The organism is Bradyrhizobium sp. KB893862 SZCCT0404 (genome assembly GCF_018130885.1).
Classification (GTDB): domain Bacteria; phylum Pseudomonadota; class Alphaproteobacteria; order Rhizobiales; family Xanthobacteraceae; genus Bradyrhizobium; species Bradyrhizobium stylosanthis.
The window spans coordinates 205,378-222,258 of sequence record NZ_JAFCLT010000004.1 but is presented as its reverse complement, the minus strand read 5'-3'; the positions used below and the strand labels follow the sequence as shown (position 1 = coordinate 222,258).

Sequence of the window (16,881 nt, the reverse complement as noted above, 5' to 3'; positions counted from 1 at the left end):
TATCGCTCGGATGTCAGCCGCGGTGAACCTGCGATCGGGAACGCGCGGCCGGCACGTCAAACCGTTTACTGGAGGCCGGCGGAACTGCTGGCTGTCGACGAGGTCGCCAGCGTGCGCAGGCCGATCTGGAACATGAACGCGTGGCTCAGCACGGGCGGGGTCGAGCCCGCCGAGTAGCTATACGAGGTTACATAGTTAGCGGCCAGCACGAAGCAATCGTCGACATAGCCGGCGCCGAGCACATATTGGTTCAGCTTGTTGGCCTCGAGGTCCCAGCGCGCCGAGCCGGTGACCACCCAGTTGGTCGCGACCTTCAGTGAGCCGCTGGTCAGGATGCCCTCACGCCGCGTCAGATAACCGAGTTCCGGCTGCGGTGCGTAATTGCCGTACATCATGCTGACCGACCAGCGGTCGAAATTGGCGCGGCCTTCCGCCTCGAAGCGCTGCACGTTCCAGGTCTGCTCGTCCATGCGGGAGCGGACGCTGAACGTATAGGTGCGGTTGGGCGAGTAGCTGGCGCCCGCCACGTAGTCGGAGCGCGGCTTGTCCAGGCCGGAATCGAGGCCGGTATTGATGGCGTCCTGGACCGCGAAGGAGTTCATGCCGAACAGCTGGTAGGACTGGCCGAACAGCACCTTGACGGCACCGCCCTTGTCGAACTGCGTGGTGGACTGCACGCCGACATTGGCGCGGCCGCCGCCCTCGACGCGGTCGTAGCCGGAGAACTTGTCGACGTTGAACAGGTTGGAGGCGTCGAACACCAGGCTCTGCGCGTCCTCGTTCGGCAGCTTGCCGGCATAGGTCTCGTTCGGGCGGATGATGATCTGCGCGATCGGCTCGACCGTGGTCGAGCCCCACGGCTGCACGTTGATGAAGGGGTAGCGGTATTCGAGGCCGACGGTCGGCATCAGGCGGAACGCCTGGGTGTCGCCGACCGGCAGATAGTTCGACACGCCCGGCTGGTTGGAGACCGAGGAGTTGATCGCGTCGGCGCGCAGGCTCGCGAACGGCGTCCAGATCTGGCCGAGCGGATCGGTGAAGGACTTGCGCCACTGCCCCTCGGCGGTGAGGCGGGTGTAGGTGCCGGGGAAGCCGCGCAGCAGGCACTGCGACGGCGTCCGCGCGAGCGGATCGGCCGAGGCGGTGGCGCACAGGCTGTTGGTGTTGGCGAGCGTCGTGATCGGATCGAACACCGCGTTTTCACGCGACAGGTTCACGAAATTGGTCTTGTAGCTGAACTCGCCGCCGAACACCGGATAGTTCAGCACGTTCGAGTAGTCGATCACGGGGTAGACGACCGGGACCTTGTCCTGGTTGCCGGAGAAGCTCAGCCAGTACATCGTCCGCGCGTCAAAGAAGCTGCGGTTGCCGACGCCGGTCAGATAGAGCTGCGACAGCGCGTCGGTCGGCAGGTTCAGGAACGAGCCGAGCGGGTCGCGGTACTGCGCGAGGCGGTAATCCGACATGAAATAATAGTCGGAGAGCAGGACGCCGTCCCAGCCCCAGACCCATTTGTCGTTGAGCGCGAACTGGCCCTTGGTCTCGACGCCGCCGCGGAACTGGCGGTCGCCGGGCAGGCCCGTGAACTGCTTCTGGTCGAGCTGGTCGATGCCGTAGAGGCGGATCTGGTAGGCGCCGTCCATCAGGCGCTGGCGGAACTCGGTCTGGAACAGCACGCCCTGCTTGGAGGTGATGCGCGGGCTGAAGGTCATGTCCATGTCGGGCGCGATCGCCCAGTAGAACGGGATCTCCACGCCGGAGCCGAACGTCGTGTAGGACGTGAAGCCCGGCATCAGGAAGCCGGTCTTGCGCTTCACGGTCGGGTCGGGCGTCGAGAAATACGGCATGTAGGCGAGCGGCACGCCGAAGAATTCGAGCTGCGCCGTCTCGAAGTACAGCATCTTCTCCTGCTGATCGTGGATGATGCGGGCACCCTTGACCTGCCACAGCGGCGGCTTCTTCGGATCGTCCTTACAGGGCGCGCAGGCCGTGTAGACGCCGTTCTCGAACACCGTGTAGTTGCCGCTGGAGCGGTCGGCGCGGCTCGCGGCCATGCGGGTCTGGTCGGCGGTGTCCACGCGCAGCGAATCGACGAAACCGTCGCGGTAGTCGTCGGAGAGATCCATGATCTCGGCATAGGTGATCTTGCCGTCGGCATCCGTCATGCGGATGTTGCCTTCGGCATGCAACCGCTTGGTCTTCTGGTCGTAGATGACCCGGTCGGCCTCGACGCTGGTGCCGTTGTAGAACAGCTGGACGTTGCCAACCGCGGAGACGCGCGAATTGTTGTAGTCGTAATCGACCTCGGTCGCCTGAACCAGCATCTGGTTGTCGTTGGCGACCTTCGGCGGCTTCGGACGCGGCGGCAGCGGATTGTAGGTGAAGCTCTGGGCGGAGGCGGGCGTCACGACGGCTGCGTCGATCAGGGCGCCGAGCGATGCCACGGCGGCCACGGCCAGCAGGAGCCTGCGAACAGACAAACCGCACCGGTTCGCGCGCGCCACGGTGCGCCGCGCCAAACGAGACACGGGTCCTCGACGGACGGCAGTCACTAACCGTCCTCCTGGTACAACAAGGCCAAAAAGCCGGTGAGGCCGCCCACCACCACGGGCAACCACGCCGCAGCGATCGGATGCATCAACTCAGCCTTGCTCAAGTCTTCAGTCACTTTCGACAGAACGTAGAGCAGAAAGCCTGCGCCCACGCCACTCAAAACCATCTTCTGCACGCCGCCCATCCGGAAGAAGCGCAACGACACGGAGGCCGCGAGCATCACCATGGCGGCCAGCAAAAACGGCTGTGCCAACAGCTTGTGATACTGGAGTCGATATCCGGCTGTCGCGAAGCCTGAGCTCTCGGAGGAGCGGATGTAGCTCGGTAGTTGCCAAAAGGACACAGTCTCGGGTGTGGAAAAGCTGTTGCGGACCTGCGCCTCGGTCAGCGTGGTCGGAATCGAGAAGCCGGCCTGCTCCACCGGCGGACCGTTGAGCGTGTAGCGGCGGACGCCCCTGAAGATCCACTGGCCCGGTTCGAGCTCGGCCTCGCGCGCCTCGACGCGCTCCACGAAGTGCTGCTCTGTATCAAAGCGGAACAACGTCAGCCCGGTGAGGCGGATGCCCTGCTGCTCGCTGCGCGCCGCATTGATGATGGTCTGGCCGTCGCTGGTCACCTGATTGAGCCAGAAGCCGGAGGCATCCTGGATGCCGCCGCCGGGCGCCGAGCCGAACAGCTCGGCCTCCATGCGCTTGGAGAGTTCGCGCAGGTTCGCGGACATCGGATTGTAGGCGACGGTGGCGATGACCCCGATCAGCAACGCGCTGCCGAGCGCCGGCGAGATGAACTGCCAGGCGGAGATGCCGGCGGCGCGCGCCACCACGAGCTCGAGCCGGCGGGAGAGGGCGAGATAGCAGGTCATGGCGCCGATCAGCATGCAGAACGGCGTCAGCTTCTCCAGCAGCTGCGGCACCCGGAACAGCGAGGTCTCGGCCACCATGATCGCGGACGCGGATGCGAGGCCAGAGGTCTTGCGCACCATCTCGATGTAGTCGACCAGCACCAGCAGCAGGAAGATGCTGGCGAACACGCCAAGCGCCGCGACCACGAAGCGGCCGGCGAAGTAGCGCCCGAGTGTGTTGGTGAGCATGCTCATGCGGTGACCGGCCGTCCGAACAGCCGCGCGATGCGCGCGTTGGACCTGTTGATGGCCTCCATGAGGCGGGGCGGCGGCTCGACCACGATTCCGCCGATGATCATCCACAGCCCGACGCCGATGGCGCCGAACACCATCGCGTACTGGACCAGCACGGCACCCGGCGACTTCACCGCCATCACCGAACAGGCAAAGCCGGCCATGCGCAGGCCGAACACGGCAAGCACCGAGCCGCCGATCGAGAAGTTGCGGCTCTGGCGGGTGGTGCGCGGCGCGCCGAGGAAGGCGAAGGTCAGCACGGCAAAGGCAAACGGATAAATCGGAGCCAGGAGGCTGTCATGCAGGGCCGAGCGGAACTGCCCGGGGATCTGCGTGTAGACGGGATCGTCCTCGGCCGGCGAGAGCAGCTCCCAGAGATAGCGCTCGCGAATTCCCAGCGTGACGTCGCGGCCCTGGCCGGAGAATTTCGACATGTCGAAGCCGTAGCGGCCAAACGCCACCAGCGCAGGATCGCGCTTGCCCGCCTCGAAGCGCTGGAGATTGCCGGTCTCCAGCACCAGGAACGATCCGGTCTCGTTCTTCACGACCTCGCCATGCTCGGCGACGATCGAGACGCGCTCGTTGGGGTCGCGGCGGTCGTCGATGAAGATGCCGGCGAGGATGCCGCCGGGCTGACGCTCGCGGATCCGGATGGTGAGGTTCTTGTCGAGCTGGGCGAAGCGGCCGGGCTGGAGGATGTTGGTGAGCACGTCCGCGGTGATCTCGGCGTCCCACTGCTTGATCCGCCGCATGCCGTCGGGCGCCAGATACGCCGCGATGAAGGCGACCAGCGCCGCCACCACGCAGGTGGCGTAGAAGAACGGATAGAACAGCCGGAACGGCGAGAAGCCGGCGGCATTCATCACGATGATCTCGGAATCGGTCGCGAGCTTGTTCAGCGTGTGCGAGATCGCGATCATCAGCGCGATCGGCGAGATGATCAGGACGAGCGCGGGAATGACGAGGCTGGTGATGCCGAGGAAGGTGAGAATGGTCTGACCTTGGCTCGTCATCAGGTCGATGCCGCGCAACGCCTGCGTAATCCAGATCACGCCGGTGAGGCTGACCAGGACGAGCGCAAACGACGCCAGCGTCGTGCGGAAGATATACCTATCGATTGACCCCATGCGCTACCGCACGAATCCCACCAAGTCCCAAATCCCAGCCGGAACTCCAGCTGCCTAACCAATCCCGATATGGGATCCCCAAGGTCGGGCGAACACCTCTTCCGCCGGCTTACTTTCTCACTACCATCCCTTTGATCCGTCAACAAAATGGCTGCCCCGTGGCACCATCAATATATGGTTAATATTTCCCTCTTGTGGCCTCGCGGCCACGGGCGGTGCTTGGCATCTGCCGGGCCGGTGGCCCATAGTAGGGGAAGTCCAGTGAATCGCCGTTCAGCTCCGGCCCGTGGCCGGGACCGCCGAATGACGGAAAGCCCCATGTTTTTGAGGAGTTAGCCATGTCCGATGCCATCAAGGTCGGCTTCGTCCCGTTGTCTGCCGCCGCCCGTGGCATTCTGGTCGTGTTTTGTGACGACAGCCTGAAGGTCGGCCCGGCGACCGCCAAGGCGCTGGGCGGCGCCATCGACCTCGTGAAGCGCGCGGCCTCGGCGGCCGCCTTCAAGGGCAAAAGCGGGGCTGCGCTGGACATCCTGGCCCCGGAGGGGGTGAAGGCGACTCGCCTGATCGTGATCGGGGCCGGCAAGGCCGCGAACCTGAAAGCGAACGATTTCCTCAAATTCGGCGGCGTGGCGGCGAGCAAACTCACCGCGGGAGCCGCGGCCATGACCATCATGGCGGAACTCCCCAATGGGGCGATGACGAGCGAGCAGGTGGTCGAGATCGCTTCGGGCCTGCGCCTGCGCGCCTACAAGTTCGACCGTTACAAGACCAAGAAGAAGGACGGCGAGGAGGGCGGCTCGCGCGCCGACATCTCATTGGCGGCTGGCGATCCCACGGCGGCGAAGAAGGCGTTTGCCTCGGCCGGCCACGTCGTCGACGGCGTCATCATCGCGCGCGATCTCGTCAACGAGCCGCCGAACGTGCTGTTCCCCGAGGAGTTCGCGCGCCGCGCCGGCCAGCTCCGCAAGCTAGGCGTCAAGGTCGAGGTGCTCGACGTCAAGGCGATGGACAAGCTCGGCATGGGCGCGCTGCTCGGTGTCGGCCAGGGCTCGGCGCGGCCGAGCCGCACCGTCATCATGCGCTGGGACGGCGGCAAGAAGGGCGAGGCCCCGGTTGCCTTCGTCGGCAAGGGCGTCTGCTTCGACACCGGCGGCATCTCGATCAAGCCGGCCGGCAGCATGGAGGACATGAAGGGCGACATGGGCGGAGCGGCCTGCGTCGTCGGCCTGATGCACGCGCTCGCAGCCCGCAAGGCCAAGGCCAACGTGGTTGGCGCCATCGGTCTCGTCGAGAACATGCCCGACGGCAATGCGCAGCGGCCGGGCGACATCGTCACCTCGATGTCGGGCCAGACCATCGAGATCATCAACACCGACGCCGAAGGCCGCCTGGTGCTCGCCGACGTGCTCTGGTACGTCGCCAAGAAGGCCAAGCCGAAATTCATGGTGGATCTGGCGACGCTGACCGGCGCGATCGTTGTCGCGCTCGGCACCGATCATGCCGGCATGTTCTCCAACAATGACGAGTTGGCCGAGCGCCTGCTGGCGGCCGGCATCGAGAGCGGCGAGAAGGTCTGGCGCATGCCGCTCGGCCCCGAATACGACAAGCTGATCGATTCCCAGTTCGCCGACATGAAGAACACCGGCGGCCGTCATGGCGGCTCGATCACCGCGGCGCAGTTCCTGCAGCGTTTCGTCGACGGCACGCCCTGGGCGCATCTCGACATCGCCGGCACCGCCATGGGCGCGCCGAAGACGGACATCAACCAGAGCTGGGGCAGCGGCTACGGCGTCCGGCTTCTTGATCGTCTGGTGGCAGATCACTACGAGCGCAAATGAGCCGAGATGACTGAAGTCCTGTTCTACCATCTGCAAAACATGACGGTGGAGAACGTGTTGCCGCCGCTTCTCGAGAAATCGCTCGAGCGCGGCTGGCGCGTCGTGGTGCAGTCGACGTCGGAGGAGCGCGCCGATGCGCTCGACGCGCACTTGTGGACCTATCGCGACGATTCCTTCCTGCCGCACGCGACGTGGCGGGTGAACGACGCGGCCGATCAGCCGATCGTGCTGGCGATCGAGGAGGGCAATCCCAACGGCGCCAATGTGCGGTTCCTGGTCGACAACGCCGCACTGCCGCCGGACGCGCAGGGTTATGAGCGCATGGTGCTGTTGTTCAACGGCGACGATCCGGATGCGCTGGCGCTGGCCCGGAGCGCCTGGACGGATTGCAAGGCGCGGGGATTTGATGTCACCTATTGGCAGGCCGACGAGCGGGGGCGGTGGCAGCGCCGGAATTAGCGGCCGATCGCAATTAATGATAATTTGCACTTTTCGGGCGATGCTGGCTTCTGTCACCTTCGTGCCGCAAAGTGGTGTTGGGACAAGCGCTTAGGGCTCGTCCTTCATGCGGGGAATTTAGTTTATCGTGCGACATCAAAAGCTTCCCAGCTCGCTCATAGTTGCGTTGGCTGCCGTAGCACCGCTGGTCGCGGGCTGCTCGGGCGGCGCCCCCGATCTGCTGTCGAAGGACACCGAATGGTTCCAGCGGCCGGGCCGAGTCTTCATCAGAAACATCTCGATCGAATCGCCGCCGCTGACCCCGGACAAGCCGGTGGCAGCTGAGGATCTCGTCAGCGCCGATGGCGCTTGCCCCGGCATGACGCCGTCGCCCGGACCGGCCGATGCCAACGCGTCGACGACGGCACCAGCGCCGGTGGGCGGCACGGTCGCGCTCGGCCACACCGAATGCGACGTGGTGCGCGGCATCGGCTCGCCCTCGAACGTCAGCCTCTCCGGCGATGCTGCCGGCCGCCGCGTTGCCGTCGTCACCTGGAACACCGGCCCGCGCGCGGGCATCTACACCTTCACGTCGGGCCGCCTGTCTTCGATCGAGGGCAATCCCGAGCCGCAGGTGGTGCCGAAGGCGACCAAGCCGAAGCCGAAGAAGAAGCAGGCGTAGCGCGCCTTACGGGACGGCTAGGGTCGTCCCTTCATTGCATCATCGAACGACAGGATTTGACCGCTCGGTCCCCGGAATGTGGTTTTCCGGGGCCAGGCTGTCTCGATCTCGCCGAGGAGATGACGGGCGAGCGGTTTCCAGTCCGTGTCCGGCTTGAGCGCGGAGATGCTGAGCTTCATGCCTTCACCGGCGCGAGGCGAGTGCACGTGCGCGAGCCACGGCTCATCGTACAAATTGATGCTGATGCCCGCCTCGTTGCAGAGGTCCAGCGAGCGCCACGTGCTGCGTCCATCTCGAAGCTGTTCGTCGCCGCGAATTGACAGAGCATGCGCGCGACCGAAGTCTGCGAATGTTTGCTCGAGGGTTCGCCAGTCTTCGGCAGGCACCTGCAGATTTGCATAGACTTGCGGCGAGACCGACGTGCGTCCGTCTCTGAAGCTGTTGTGGCAGCTTCTATCCCTTACGACGACCGGCAGGATAAAGACGCCGCAGGTCAGTAGGGCGGCAGCAGAGACGACAGTCCACGATCGCCGGCGGGACCCGGACCGCATGGCGGCCCAGAAAGCGAGGCCGCCAACAAGACCCGGCAAAGCCGTCAGTCCCACGGCGCGGATGTACTCGATCCACAAGAGCAGGGTGGGCACGCCATTGACGATGGTCGGCTTGCCGTTGGACGAGGCGGTCTGGATGCTGAGCATGGACATCAGAGCCAGGACGCCGAATGGCAGTGCTGCGACGACGAAGCCTCCGAGCGCGCAGGCCCCAATCCCGACCTGCGATCGCTTGCTGCGGACGAAAAGGAAGAGTGGAAGACCGAACAGCATGGCGTGGGCCGTTGCGACCATGAACGTCGTCATTGTCAGGGTCAGGACCTGCGTGACCACGACAATGTTGATCGCCTCTTCGATCTGCATGAGAAATGGGACGACGAGCGCAGCGGTCGCGGCGAACGCCGCAAGCAGGGCCGCTGCCAACAGATGAAAATGCTGCTGAAGTCGCACCTCGACCCGTGCCCCGGTTATCTTGGATTCCACTGAGCAACCTAAAGTCTGACGCGGAGAAGGGCGAAGCGATTTTCCGGAGAGTTCATGGGTGGGCCTGCGCCGGCGATGCGGTCACGATCGCGATTGCGACACTTTTGCCGAAGTCGCTTTCCCTGATGGCGGTGCGGCCGGGAATGGGCTCATATGGCATGAGAAAAAACTGGAGGAAACCATGCGGTTCATTGCCCTCGTAGCGGCTCTGCTCTTGCCGTCTGGCGCGGCGGTCGCCCAGGACTATCCGACGAGGCCCATCACCGTGCTGGTGCCATACGCCGCCGGCGGGCCGACCGACACCATCGCGCGCCTGACCGCGGCAAGCATGGCGAAATCGCTGGGACAGCAAATCATCGTCGAGAACGCGACCGGCGCCGGCGGCACGATCGGCACGACCCGCGCTGCGCGCGCCCAGCCGGATGGCTACACGCTGCTGGTCCATCATGTCGGCATCTCGACGGCGGCCACGCTGTATCGCAATCTGAGCTACGACACGAAGACCGCCTTTGCGCCGATCGGCCTCGTGACCAATGCGCCGATGACCATCATCGCGCGTCCGGATTTCCCGGCCGACACGCTCAAGGACCTTGTCACCTACGCCCAGCAGCAGGGCGACAAGCTGACTTACGCCAATGCCGGGCTAGGTGCGGCATCGCATCTCTGCGGCATGCTGTTCATGACGGCGATCCAGAAGCAGCTCACGACGGTGCCGTACAAGGGCAACGGTCCGATCATGAACGATCTGCTCGGCAAGCAGATCGATCTCACCTGCGACCAGGCGACCAACACGACCGGCCCGATCACGGCCAAGCAGGTCAAGGCGTATGCGGTCACCACCAAGGAGCGGCTGAAGAGCCTGCCCGACCTGCCAACCGCCGATGAGGCCGGCCTCAAGGGATTCGAACTCGGCGTCTGGCACGGCCTCTATGCCCCCAAGGGCACGCCGCCCGCGGTCGTTCAGAAGCTGACGGCGGCGCTCCAGGCCGCGCTGAAGGATCCCGCGCTGATCGCGCGATTCAACGACATCAACACCGAGCCGGTCCCGCAGGACAAGGCGACGCCCGAGGCGTTGGGCGCGATGCTGGCGAGTGAGGTTGATCGCTGGGCGCCGATTATCAAGGCCGCGGGGCAGTATGCGGATTAAGCCTACTGTTCAGTCGCTTATAGCCTGGTAGTAAATTACCCGTACTGTGCATGGGGTTGTTTTCGCAGTTTTGAATCTACCCCGTCGCCTCGTCGAACTCTGTGCTCGCCTCCAGCCATTGCTCCTCCGCGCGCGCCAGCGCATCGGCGGCATTGGCGCGGGCCTTTGACAGCTGCGCGGCCTGCTTGGGATCGCGGGTAAAGATGTCGGGCAAAGCGAGTGCGGTGTCGATCTTGGCGATGATGTCGGTGACGCGGGCGATCTCGCTCTCGGCTTCGGCGATGCGCTTCTTCAGCGAGCCGCGGTTGTCTGACTTCGGGCGCTGCGGTTTTTCGCTTGGCGCACTGCGCTCGCGCGGCGCTTCGGCGTTGCGCGTGGACAGCACCAGGCGGCGATATTCATCGAGGTCGCCGTCGTAATTGGTGACGGTGCGGTCGGCCACGATCCAGAGCCGGTCGGCGCAGGCCTCGATCAGATAGCGGTCGTGCGAGACCATGATGACGGCGCCGGGGAATTCGTTGATCGCCTCCGCAAGCGCGGCGCGGCTGTCGATGTCGAGATGGTTGGTCGGCTCGTCCAGGATGATCATGTTGGGGCCGAAGAAGGTCGCAAGCCCCAGCAGGAGACGGGCCTTTTCGCCGCCCGACAGTTTTCCGACCTTGGTGTCGGCGGCCTTGCCGGAGAAGCCGATCGCGCCGGCGCGTGCCCGCACCTTTGCTTCGGGCGCATCGCCCATCAGCTTGCGGATATGGTCGTAGGCCGAGGCATCCTCGTTCAGCTCGTCGAGCTGGTGCTGCGCGAAATAGGCGATCGACAGCTTGTCCGCGCGCGTCACCTTGCCGGAGAAGGGCGCGAGGCGTCCGGCCAGCAGCTTGACCAGCGTGGACTTGCCGTTGCCGTTGGCGCCGAGCAGCGCGATGCGGTCGTCATTGTCGATGCGAAGCGTGACACGGCCGAGCACCGGCGTTGCCGGATCGTAGCCGACGGCGGCGTTGTCGACCGCGATGATCGGCGGCGACAGGATCTTTTCGGGCGCGGGAAAGCTGATCTCGCGCACGTCCTCGGTGACCAGCGCGGTAATCGGCTTCAGCCGCTCCAGCATCTTCACGCGTGATTGTGCCTGCCGCGCCTTCGAAGCCTTGGCCTTGAAGCGGTCGACGAAGGCCTGCAGACGGGCGCGTTCGGCTTCCTGCCGCTTGACCGCCTTGGCATCGAGCAGCTCGCGCGCGGCGCGCTGCTCCTCGAAGGAGGAATAGCTGCCCTTGTAGAGCGTGAGCTTGCCGCGCTCGAGGTGCAGGATCTGGTCGACCGAACTTTCCAGGAGGTCGCGGTCGTGGCTGATCACGATCACCGTGCGCGGATAATGCGCGAGATGATCCTCCAGCCACAGCGTGCCTTCGAGGTCGAGATAGTTGGTGGGCTCGTCGAGCAGCAGAAGGTCGGGGGCTGCGAACAGCGTCGCAGCCAGCGCGACGCGCATGCGCCAGCCGCCGGAGAACTCGGCGCAGGGGCGCAGCTGATCCGCTGCGGAGAAGCCGAGGCCGGAGAGAATCGCCGCCGCGCGCGCGGGCGCCGAATGCGCGTCGATGTCGACCAGCCGGGTCTGGATCTCGGCGATGCGGTGCGGATCGGTCGCGCTCTCCGCTTCGTGAAGCAATGCGTCGCGCTCGAGGTCTGCCTTGAGCACGACCGAGATCAGGCTTTCGGGGCCGTTCGGGGCTTCCTGCGCGAGGCTGCCGACGCGCCAACGCGGCGGCAGGGTCACCGTTCCATGCTCCGCCGCCAGCTCGCCCCGGATCACCTTGAACAGGGTCGATTTGCCGGTGCCGTTGCGTCCGACCATGCCGACGCGCGAGCCCGGCGTGATCTGCACGGAACTCTGGTCAATGAGAAGGCGTCCGGCGAGGCGGATGGAGAGGTCGGTAATGGACAGCATGCGGCCTTGTCACCGCAAGGCGCCTCGAACGCAACCCGTTTTTGTGCGCCTCAGTCAGTGCGCATCGCCATCCCGATCGCGCTTCCTGAGCTCGTTCAGGAGAGATTCCAGATGGGTCGGGAGGCGGGATTCGGGGCGGAGGCTCTGTTGCAGCCGTTCGCCCACGGCATCGCAGATGGAGCGGCTCGTGCGCCGGTCGATCTGTTCGCTGTCATTGGCAAAAAGGCCGGCCATCGCTGGGTTCCGTGTTCTCAAAGTAAAGACACGGTACCAAGTCGTTGCCCCCCAAAATGGTTTCGCTGACCGTGGGAAACGCTCGGCATTCTAGTAAAAATTGCATGAAATGGCCGCTTCAGTCCAAAGACAAAGCCCCGGCGCAGGGGAACGCCGGGGCTTCGCTTGGAAGGTACCTTGGGGGGCTGAGGTACCCTTGGAAATGTGCTGTCGGGCTCAGTAGCAGCGGTTGATCAGCCGCCAGCGGGGGCCCCAGGGGGTCGGGACCAGCCGGCGCACGTAGCAGCCGCCATAACCGTAGGAGACGGGGGCGTAGAAGCGCGGTCCGCCCCAGCGGTAGCCGCCGCCGTGCCAGCCGCCACCACCGTGCCAGCCCCAACCGCCGCCATGCCAGTGCGCGGAGGCCGAGGTCGGGGCCAGCGCGGCACCCAGCGCAACCGCGGCGACAGCGGCAAGCGAAAGTTTCCTCAACATGGTGATCTCCTCAAAACTGCCGGCGCGGGGCTATCGCGTCGATGAAAAGGCCGCCGAAACGGTCCGCCTGATGATCGGGCTTCGGTTTCGATGGACCCGACCTTACGCCGCCAAGGCTGAACCAAAGGCTGAATGGGGCCTTCAGATTGGGTTCATCTGGGTGAAATCTCGGTAATCCATGCCGGGCAGGGGGAGGGCCGGCCTGCGGCGAAGCGCCTGTGCGGGCCGTTTCGGGGGTCGCTTGCCGTAGCGCGTAGGCGCCGATATAAGCCCCGCAACTCGACAACCACCGCTTTCTTCCAAGGACAAGATTATGGCCATCGAACGCACTTTCTCGATCATCAAGCCCGACGCGACCGCGCGTAACCTGACCGGTGCGGTCAACGCCGTGATCGAAAAGGCGGGCCTGCGCATCGTCGCGCAGAAGCGCATCCGCATGACCAAGGAACAGGCCGAGACCTTCTATGCCGTCCACAAGGCCCGCCCGTTCTTCGGCGAGCTGGTCGAGTTCATGACCTCGGGCCCGGTCGTGGTCCAGGTTCTGGAAGCCGAGGGCGCGATCGCCAAGTACCGCGACGCGATGGGCGCGACCGATCCGTCCAAGGCGGCCGAGGGCACCATCCGCAAGCTCTACGCAAAGTCGATCGGCGAGAACTCGGCTCACGGCTCGGATGCGCCGGAGACCGCCGCGATCGAGATCGCGCAGTTCTTCTCGGGCAACGAGATCGTCGGCTGATCCGTCAGCCGATCAGTTAATACCGACGGGGGAAAGGACTCATTGTGAACTGGCTCTGGCAGATCTTCGATCCCGCTACGATCGGGGCATTCTTCACCCAGTTCCGCAATGAGATGGCCGAGCCGAGCTTCTGGATCGCGGTCGGCAAGATCATCTGGATCAACATCCTCCTGTCCGGCGACAACGCGCTGGTGATCGCGCTCGCCTGCCGCGGCCTCAAGCCGCGGCATCGGCTGTGGGGCATGATCTTCGGTGCCGGCGCAGCCGTGCTGCTGCGGATCATCTTCACCGGCATCGTCGCGAGCCTGATGGAGCTGCCGTATCTGAAGCTCGTCGGCGGTCTCGCGCTGATCGTGATCGCGGCCAAGTTGCTGGTGCCGGAAAACGAGAACGAGGACGACGTCGAGTCGGCCTCGCATCTGTGGCAGGCGGTGCAGATCGTCGTCGTCGCCGACATCGTCATGAGCCTCGACAACGTCATTGCGGTGGCTGCCGCCGCCAATGGCAGCGTGCCGCTGCTGATCCTCGGCCTCGCCATCAGCGTTCCCTTGATCGTTGCCGGTGCGGCACTGATCATGGCGCTGCTCGCCAAGCTGCCGGTGCTGGTGTGGGCCGGTGCGGCGCTGCTCGGCTGGATCGCGGGCGAAGTGATCGCGACCGATCCCGGTGTCGCCCCCAAGCTGCACACGCTGTTCGACGGCCCGCTCGGCGTCTCCCTGGACAAGATGCTGTCAGGCCTGCACATCCCGCTGCAGTTCGGCCATGGCGGATCGGGCGGCGAATATCTCTGCGCGGCGCTCGGTGTCGTCGTGGTGCTGGTCGTCGGCACCATCTGGCGCCGGCGCAGCCTGAGCGCGGCCGCGCTCGAATCCTCCGAGCAGCACGCCAAGGCCTCGGCTGAATAATTCCTCCGCGTAGTCGGTCAACGTAATCAGTCTTGCCGGCGCAGGCGCGCCGGCAAGCGTTGCCGCTGCGCGCGGACTCTCACGGAACTCTCCCGTCAAGCGATTACGCCTGTCGCGCTTCGACATGTCGCAGCGTGACTCACCGCGTTCGCAACCTCCGGGCGATCTAGAGTTTATCTCATTATAAACTGCTGAGATCGAAGGCCGCTTTCGTTGACTCGATAACGCGGCCCGCGGCACGTCGCTCCGTCGTTCATGTTCATGAAATCGGAAGCTGTTGCGATGCCGCCGCGAGTCATTTGCCGTCCTGTTGCTGTTCTTGCCGCCACCGTCAAAGCACGTCCGACATATTGCAGCCCGATGGCCTTCGCTGTCACCGTGGCCTCGATCACCCTGTTCGGCGCCGGGCTGCCGCGGTACGCCAGCGCGCAAGGCGCAGCGACGGAGGCGGAGCGCGCGACCACGTTGCCGGCGGTGACCGTGACTGCGGACGCGCCGAAGCCGCGCGCGCGTCCACGATCCAATCCGGGCCGAACCGCGGCCCGCGGCAGATCGCGTGCAGCCGAGCGGCCTACGGTTCAGGCCGAAGGAAATCCCGCCGCGCCGAAACCGGGCTCACTGCCGCCGTCCTACGCGGGCGGGCAGGTCGCCCGCGGGGGCCAGGTCGGCTTGCTCGGCAACAAGGATTTCATGGACACGCCGTTCAACATCACGAGTTACACGGCCAAGAAGATCGAGGATCAGCAGGCCGTTACGGTCGCTGACGTCGTCAGCAACGATCCTTCGGTCCGTTTCACCGGGCAGACCGGCGGCATTCTCGACTCCTTCTTCATCCGCGGCTTTCCGATCGGCGAGGGCAACGTCGGAGAAATCGCCTTCAACGGCGTCTATGGCGTCGCGCCGAACTACCGCGTGTTCACCGACTACGTCGAGCGCATCGAGATCATCAAGGGACCGACCGCGCTGCTCTACGGCATGGCGCCGAACAGCAGCGTCGGCGGCACCATCAACATCGTTCCGAAGCGTGCCGGAGATGTCGATCTCACGCGGGTCACGACCGACTACGCGACGAACTCGCAGCTCGGTACGCACCTCGACGTGAGCCGGCGGTTCGGCGAGAACCGCGAATTCGGCATTCGCGTCAATGGCAGCTACCACAACGGCGATACGCCGCTGGACAACCAGAGCCGTGAGGCGCATGTCGGCGCCGCGGCGTTCGACTATCGCGGCGAGAGGTTCAGGGCGTCGGTCGATTTCATCGATCAGGACGAAAAGTTCGACGCCCCGACGCGGCCGTTCCTGGTCGCAACGGGCGTCGCCGTCCCGACCGCGCCGGTTGGGCGGCGCAATGTCACGCAGGCCTGGGAATGGGCCAAGGTGCACGACAACTCGCTGCTGGCGCGCGTCGAATACGACGTGACCGACGCCGTGACGGTTTTCGCCGACGGCGGTGGCGGCAGGACCAGGGTGGATCGTCTGTTCGGTACGCCGACGATCCTGAACGCGGCGGGCAACACCACCACGACACCGGGGCATTTCAAGTTCGACATCGACAGGGACGTGGCCGACGCCGGCGTACGTGCCCGGTTCGACACCGCCGCGATCAGTCACGTCGTGACCTTCCAGGGCAGCTATTACACCGATCAGATTGGACGGGGCTCGGTGACCGGGACGCCGGTGCTGTCCAACATCTATTCGCCGATCGCCCGTCCCGAGCAGCTCGTTCCGGCTCCGGCGACCGTTCCGAAGCTGTCGGACACTGAGCTGACGGGTCTTGCGCTGGCAGACACGTTGTCGGTCTTCCAGGAGCGCCTTCAGCTGACCGTGGGCGTCAGGCAACAGGGCGTCAGGTCGAACAACTACAACACCGCCACGGGAGCCGTGACCTCCGCCTATGACCAGACGGCGTACACGCCGATGGTCGGCTTGGTCGTCAAGCCCTGGAGCAACGTCTCGCTCTACGCCAACTACATCGAAGGGCTCAGCAAGGGCGACGTCGCACCGACGACGGCGACCAACCAGGGAGAAGTCCTGGCGCCGTATTTCAGCAAGCAGAAGGAAGCAGGCGTCAAGGTCGATCTCGGCATGCTCGCCACCACGGTCAGCCTGTTCGAGATCACCAAGCCGTCGGGACAGCTGGGTGCCGACAAGATCTTCCGGGCCGATGCCGAGCAGCGCAATCGCGGCGTGGAGTTCACCGTGTTCGGAGAAGTGCAGCCGGGCATTCGCGTCCTCGGCGGCGTGACGCTGATCGACGCGGAGCTGACGAAGACGAGCACGCTGGCCAATCTCGGCAAGACGCCGATCGGTGTTCCCCAGGTGCAGGCGAACCTGTCCGCCGAGTGGGATACGCCGTTCGCACCCGGACTGACCTTGACCGCAAACACCATCTACACCGGGCACCAATATCTGGATGGAGCAAACACGCAGGTCGTTCCGTCCTGGACCCGGCTCGACCTTGGCGCCCGCTACACCACGCGTATCAACAACCGGCCCGTCACGGTCAGGGCTCTGGTTCAGAACGTGTTCGACACCAACTATTGGGCCGGCGTCGCGAGCTTCTCCGCACTGGCGCAAGGCATGCCGCGAACCGCACTGTTGTCGATGTCGACTGATTTCTGAGCCAGGCCGGCTTGACGCAT

14 protein-coding genes are annotated in these 16,881 nt (G+C 65.0%); 7 read left to right on the top strand and 7 right to left on the bottom strand.

Annotation, left to right across the window (positions count from 1 at the left end):
- Nucleotides 1-65: 65 nt before the first annotated feature.
- The 3 genes from JQ617_RS18875 to lptF are packed head-to-tail and all read right to left on the bottom strand — an operon-like array spanning nucleotide 66 to nucleotide 4,815.
- Nucleotides 66-2,552 (bottom strand): LPS-assembly protein LptD, encoded by a 2,487-nt coding sequence (locus JQ617_RS18875; RefSeq protein WP_212027610.1) that lies wholly within the window; start codon nucleotides 2,550-2,552, stop codon nucleotides 66-68.
- Nucleotides 2,552-3,649: an LPS export ABC transporter permease LptG gene (gene lptG, locus JQ617_RS18870; protein ID WP_063684048.1), complete on the bottom strand. Its 1,098-nt coding sequence runs from the start codon at nucleotides 3,647-3,649 to the stop codon at nucleotides 2,552-2,554. The genes JQ617_RS18875 and lptG overlap by 1 nt, the downstream gene beginning before the upstream one ends.
- A complete protein-coding gene (lptF, locus tag JQ617_RS18865) occupies nucleotides 3,646-4,815 on the bottom strand; it encodes an LPS export ABC transporter permease LptF (protein WP_212027609.1) in 1,170 nt (389 codons plus the stop codon). The genes lptG and lptF overlap by 4 nt, the downstream gene beginning before the upstream one ends.
- 338 nt (nucleotides 4,816-5,153) lie before the next feature.
- Here lptF and JQ617_RS18860 point away from each other — a divergent pair, with 338 nt between their 5' ends.
- The 3 genes from JQ617_RS18860 (at nucleotide 5,154) to JQ617_RS18850 (ending at nucleotide 7,773) form a co-directional block, all read left to right on the top strand.
- The gene (locus JQ617_RS18860; RefSeq protein WP_212027608.1) at nucleotides 5,154-6,653 is read left to right on the top strand and encodes a leucyl aminopeptidase; all 1,500 of its coding nucleotides are present in this window, start codon (nucleotides 5,154-5,156) and stop codon (nucleotides 6,651-6,653) included.
- Nucleotides 6,654-6,659: 6 nt separating this feature from the next.
- Complete coding sequence (locus JQ617_RS18855) at nucleotides 6,660-7,112, top strand: DNA polymerase III subunit chi (protein WP_063684043.1); 453 nt, start codon at nucleotides 6,660-6,662, stop codon at nucleotides 7,110-7,112.
- A 166-nt stretch (nucleotides 7,113-7,278) separates the two neighbouring features.
- Nucleotides 7,279-7,773 carry a hypothetical protein gene (locus JQ617_RS18850; RefSeq protein ID WP_212027607.1) on the top strand — a complete coding sequence of 165 codons (495 nt, stop codon included), beginning with the start codon at nucleotides 7,279-7,281 and terminating at the stop codon, nucleotides 7,771-7,773.
- Between the two features lie 17 nt (nucleotides 7,774-7,790).
- On the opposite strand, the gene JQ617_RS18845 is transcribed toward JQ617_RS18850, so the two are convergent.
- Nucleotides 7,791-8,807 carry a hypothetical protein gene (locus JQ617_RS18845; protein WP_212027606.1) on the bottom strand — a complete coding sequence of 339 codons (1,017 nt, stop codon included), beginning with the start codon at nucleotides 8,805-8,807 and terminating at the stop codon, nucleotides 7,791-7,793.
- Nucleotides 8,808-8,988: 181 nt separating this feature from the next.
- Between JQ617_RS18845 and JQ617_RS18840 the strand changes: the two genes are divergently transcribed.
- Nucleotides 8,989-9,954, top strand: coding sequence for a tripartite tricarboxylate transporter substrate-binding protein (locus tag JQ617_RS18840; protein ID WP_212027605.1), 966 nt, complete (start codon nucleotides 8,989-8,991; stop codon nucleotides 9,952-9,954).
- Nucleotides 9,955-10,030: 76 nt separating this feature from the next.
- Here the strand turns inward: JQ617_RS18840 and JQ617_RS18835 are convergent, their stop codons facing one another.
- The 3 genes from JQ617_RS18835 to JQ617_RS18825 form a co-directional block, all read right to left on the bottom strand.
- On the bottom strand, nucleotides 10,031-11,890 hold the full coding sequence (locus JQ617_RS18835) for an ABC-F family ATP-binding cassette domain-containing protein (RefSeq protein WP_212027604.1): 1,860 nt from the start codon (nucleotides 11,888-11,890) through the stop codon (nucleotides 10,031-10,033).
- Nucleotides 11,891-11,944: 54 nt separating this feature from the next.
- Entirely contained in the window at nucleotides 11,945-12,124 is a 180-nt protein-coding gene (locus JQ617_RS18830) for a hypothetical protein (RefSeq protein WP_063684034.1), read from the bottom strand.
- Between the two features lie 216 nt (nucleotides 12,125-12,340).
- Nucleotides 12,341-12,598 (bottom strand): sulfur globule protein precursor, encoded by a 258-nt coding sequence (locus JQ617_RS18825; RefSeq protein ID WP_212027603.1) that lies wholly within the window; start codon nucleotides 12,596-12,598, stop codon nucleotides 12,341-12,343.
- Nucleotides 12,599-12,911: 313 nt separating this feature from the next.
- Here JQ617_RS18825 and ndk point away from each other — a divergent pair, with 313 nt between their 5' ends.
- The 3 genes from ndk to JQ617_RS18810 all read left to right on the top strand — a co-directional run bounded on the left by ndk (nucleotide 12,912) and on the right by JQ617_RS18810 (nucleotide 16,861).
- Nucleotides 12,912-13,334: a nucleoside-diphosphate kinase gene (gene ndk / locus JQ617_RS18820; protein ID WP_212027602.1), complete on the top strand. Its 423-nt coding sequence runs from the start codon at nucleotides 12,912-12,914 to the stop codon at nucleotides 13,332-13,334.
- 44 nt (nucleotides 13,335-13,378) lie between these two features.
- Nucleotides 13,379-14,239 carry a TerC family protein gene (locus JQ617_RS18815; RefSeq protein ID WP_212027601.1) on the top strand — a complete coding sequence of 287 codons (861 nt, stop codon included), beginning with the start codon at nucleotides 13,379-13,381 and terminating at the stop codon, nucleotides 14,237-14,239.
- Nucleotides 14,240-14,599: 360 nt separating this feature from the next.
- Nucleotides 14,600-16,861, top strand: a complete 2,262-nt coding sequence (locus JQ617_RS18810; RefSeq protein WP_502754885.1) for a TonB-dependent receptor — start codon at nucleotides 14,600-14,602, stop codon at nucleotides 16,859-16,861.
- The last annotated feature ends 20 nt before the right edge of the window (nucleotides 16,862-16,881 follow it).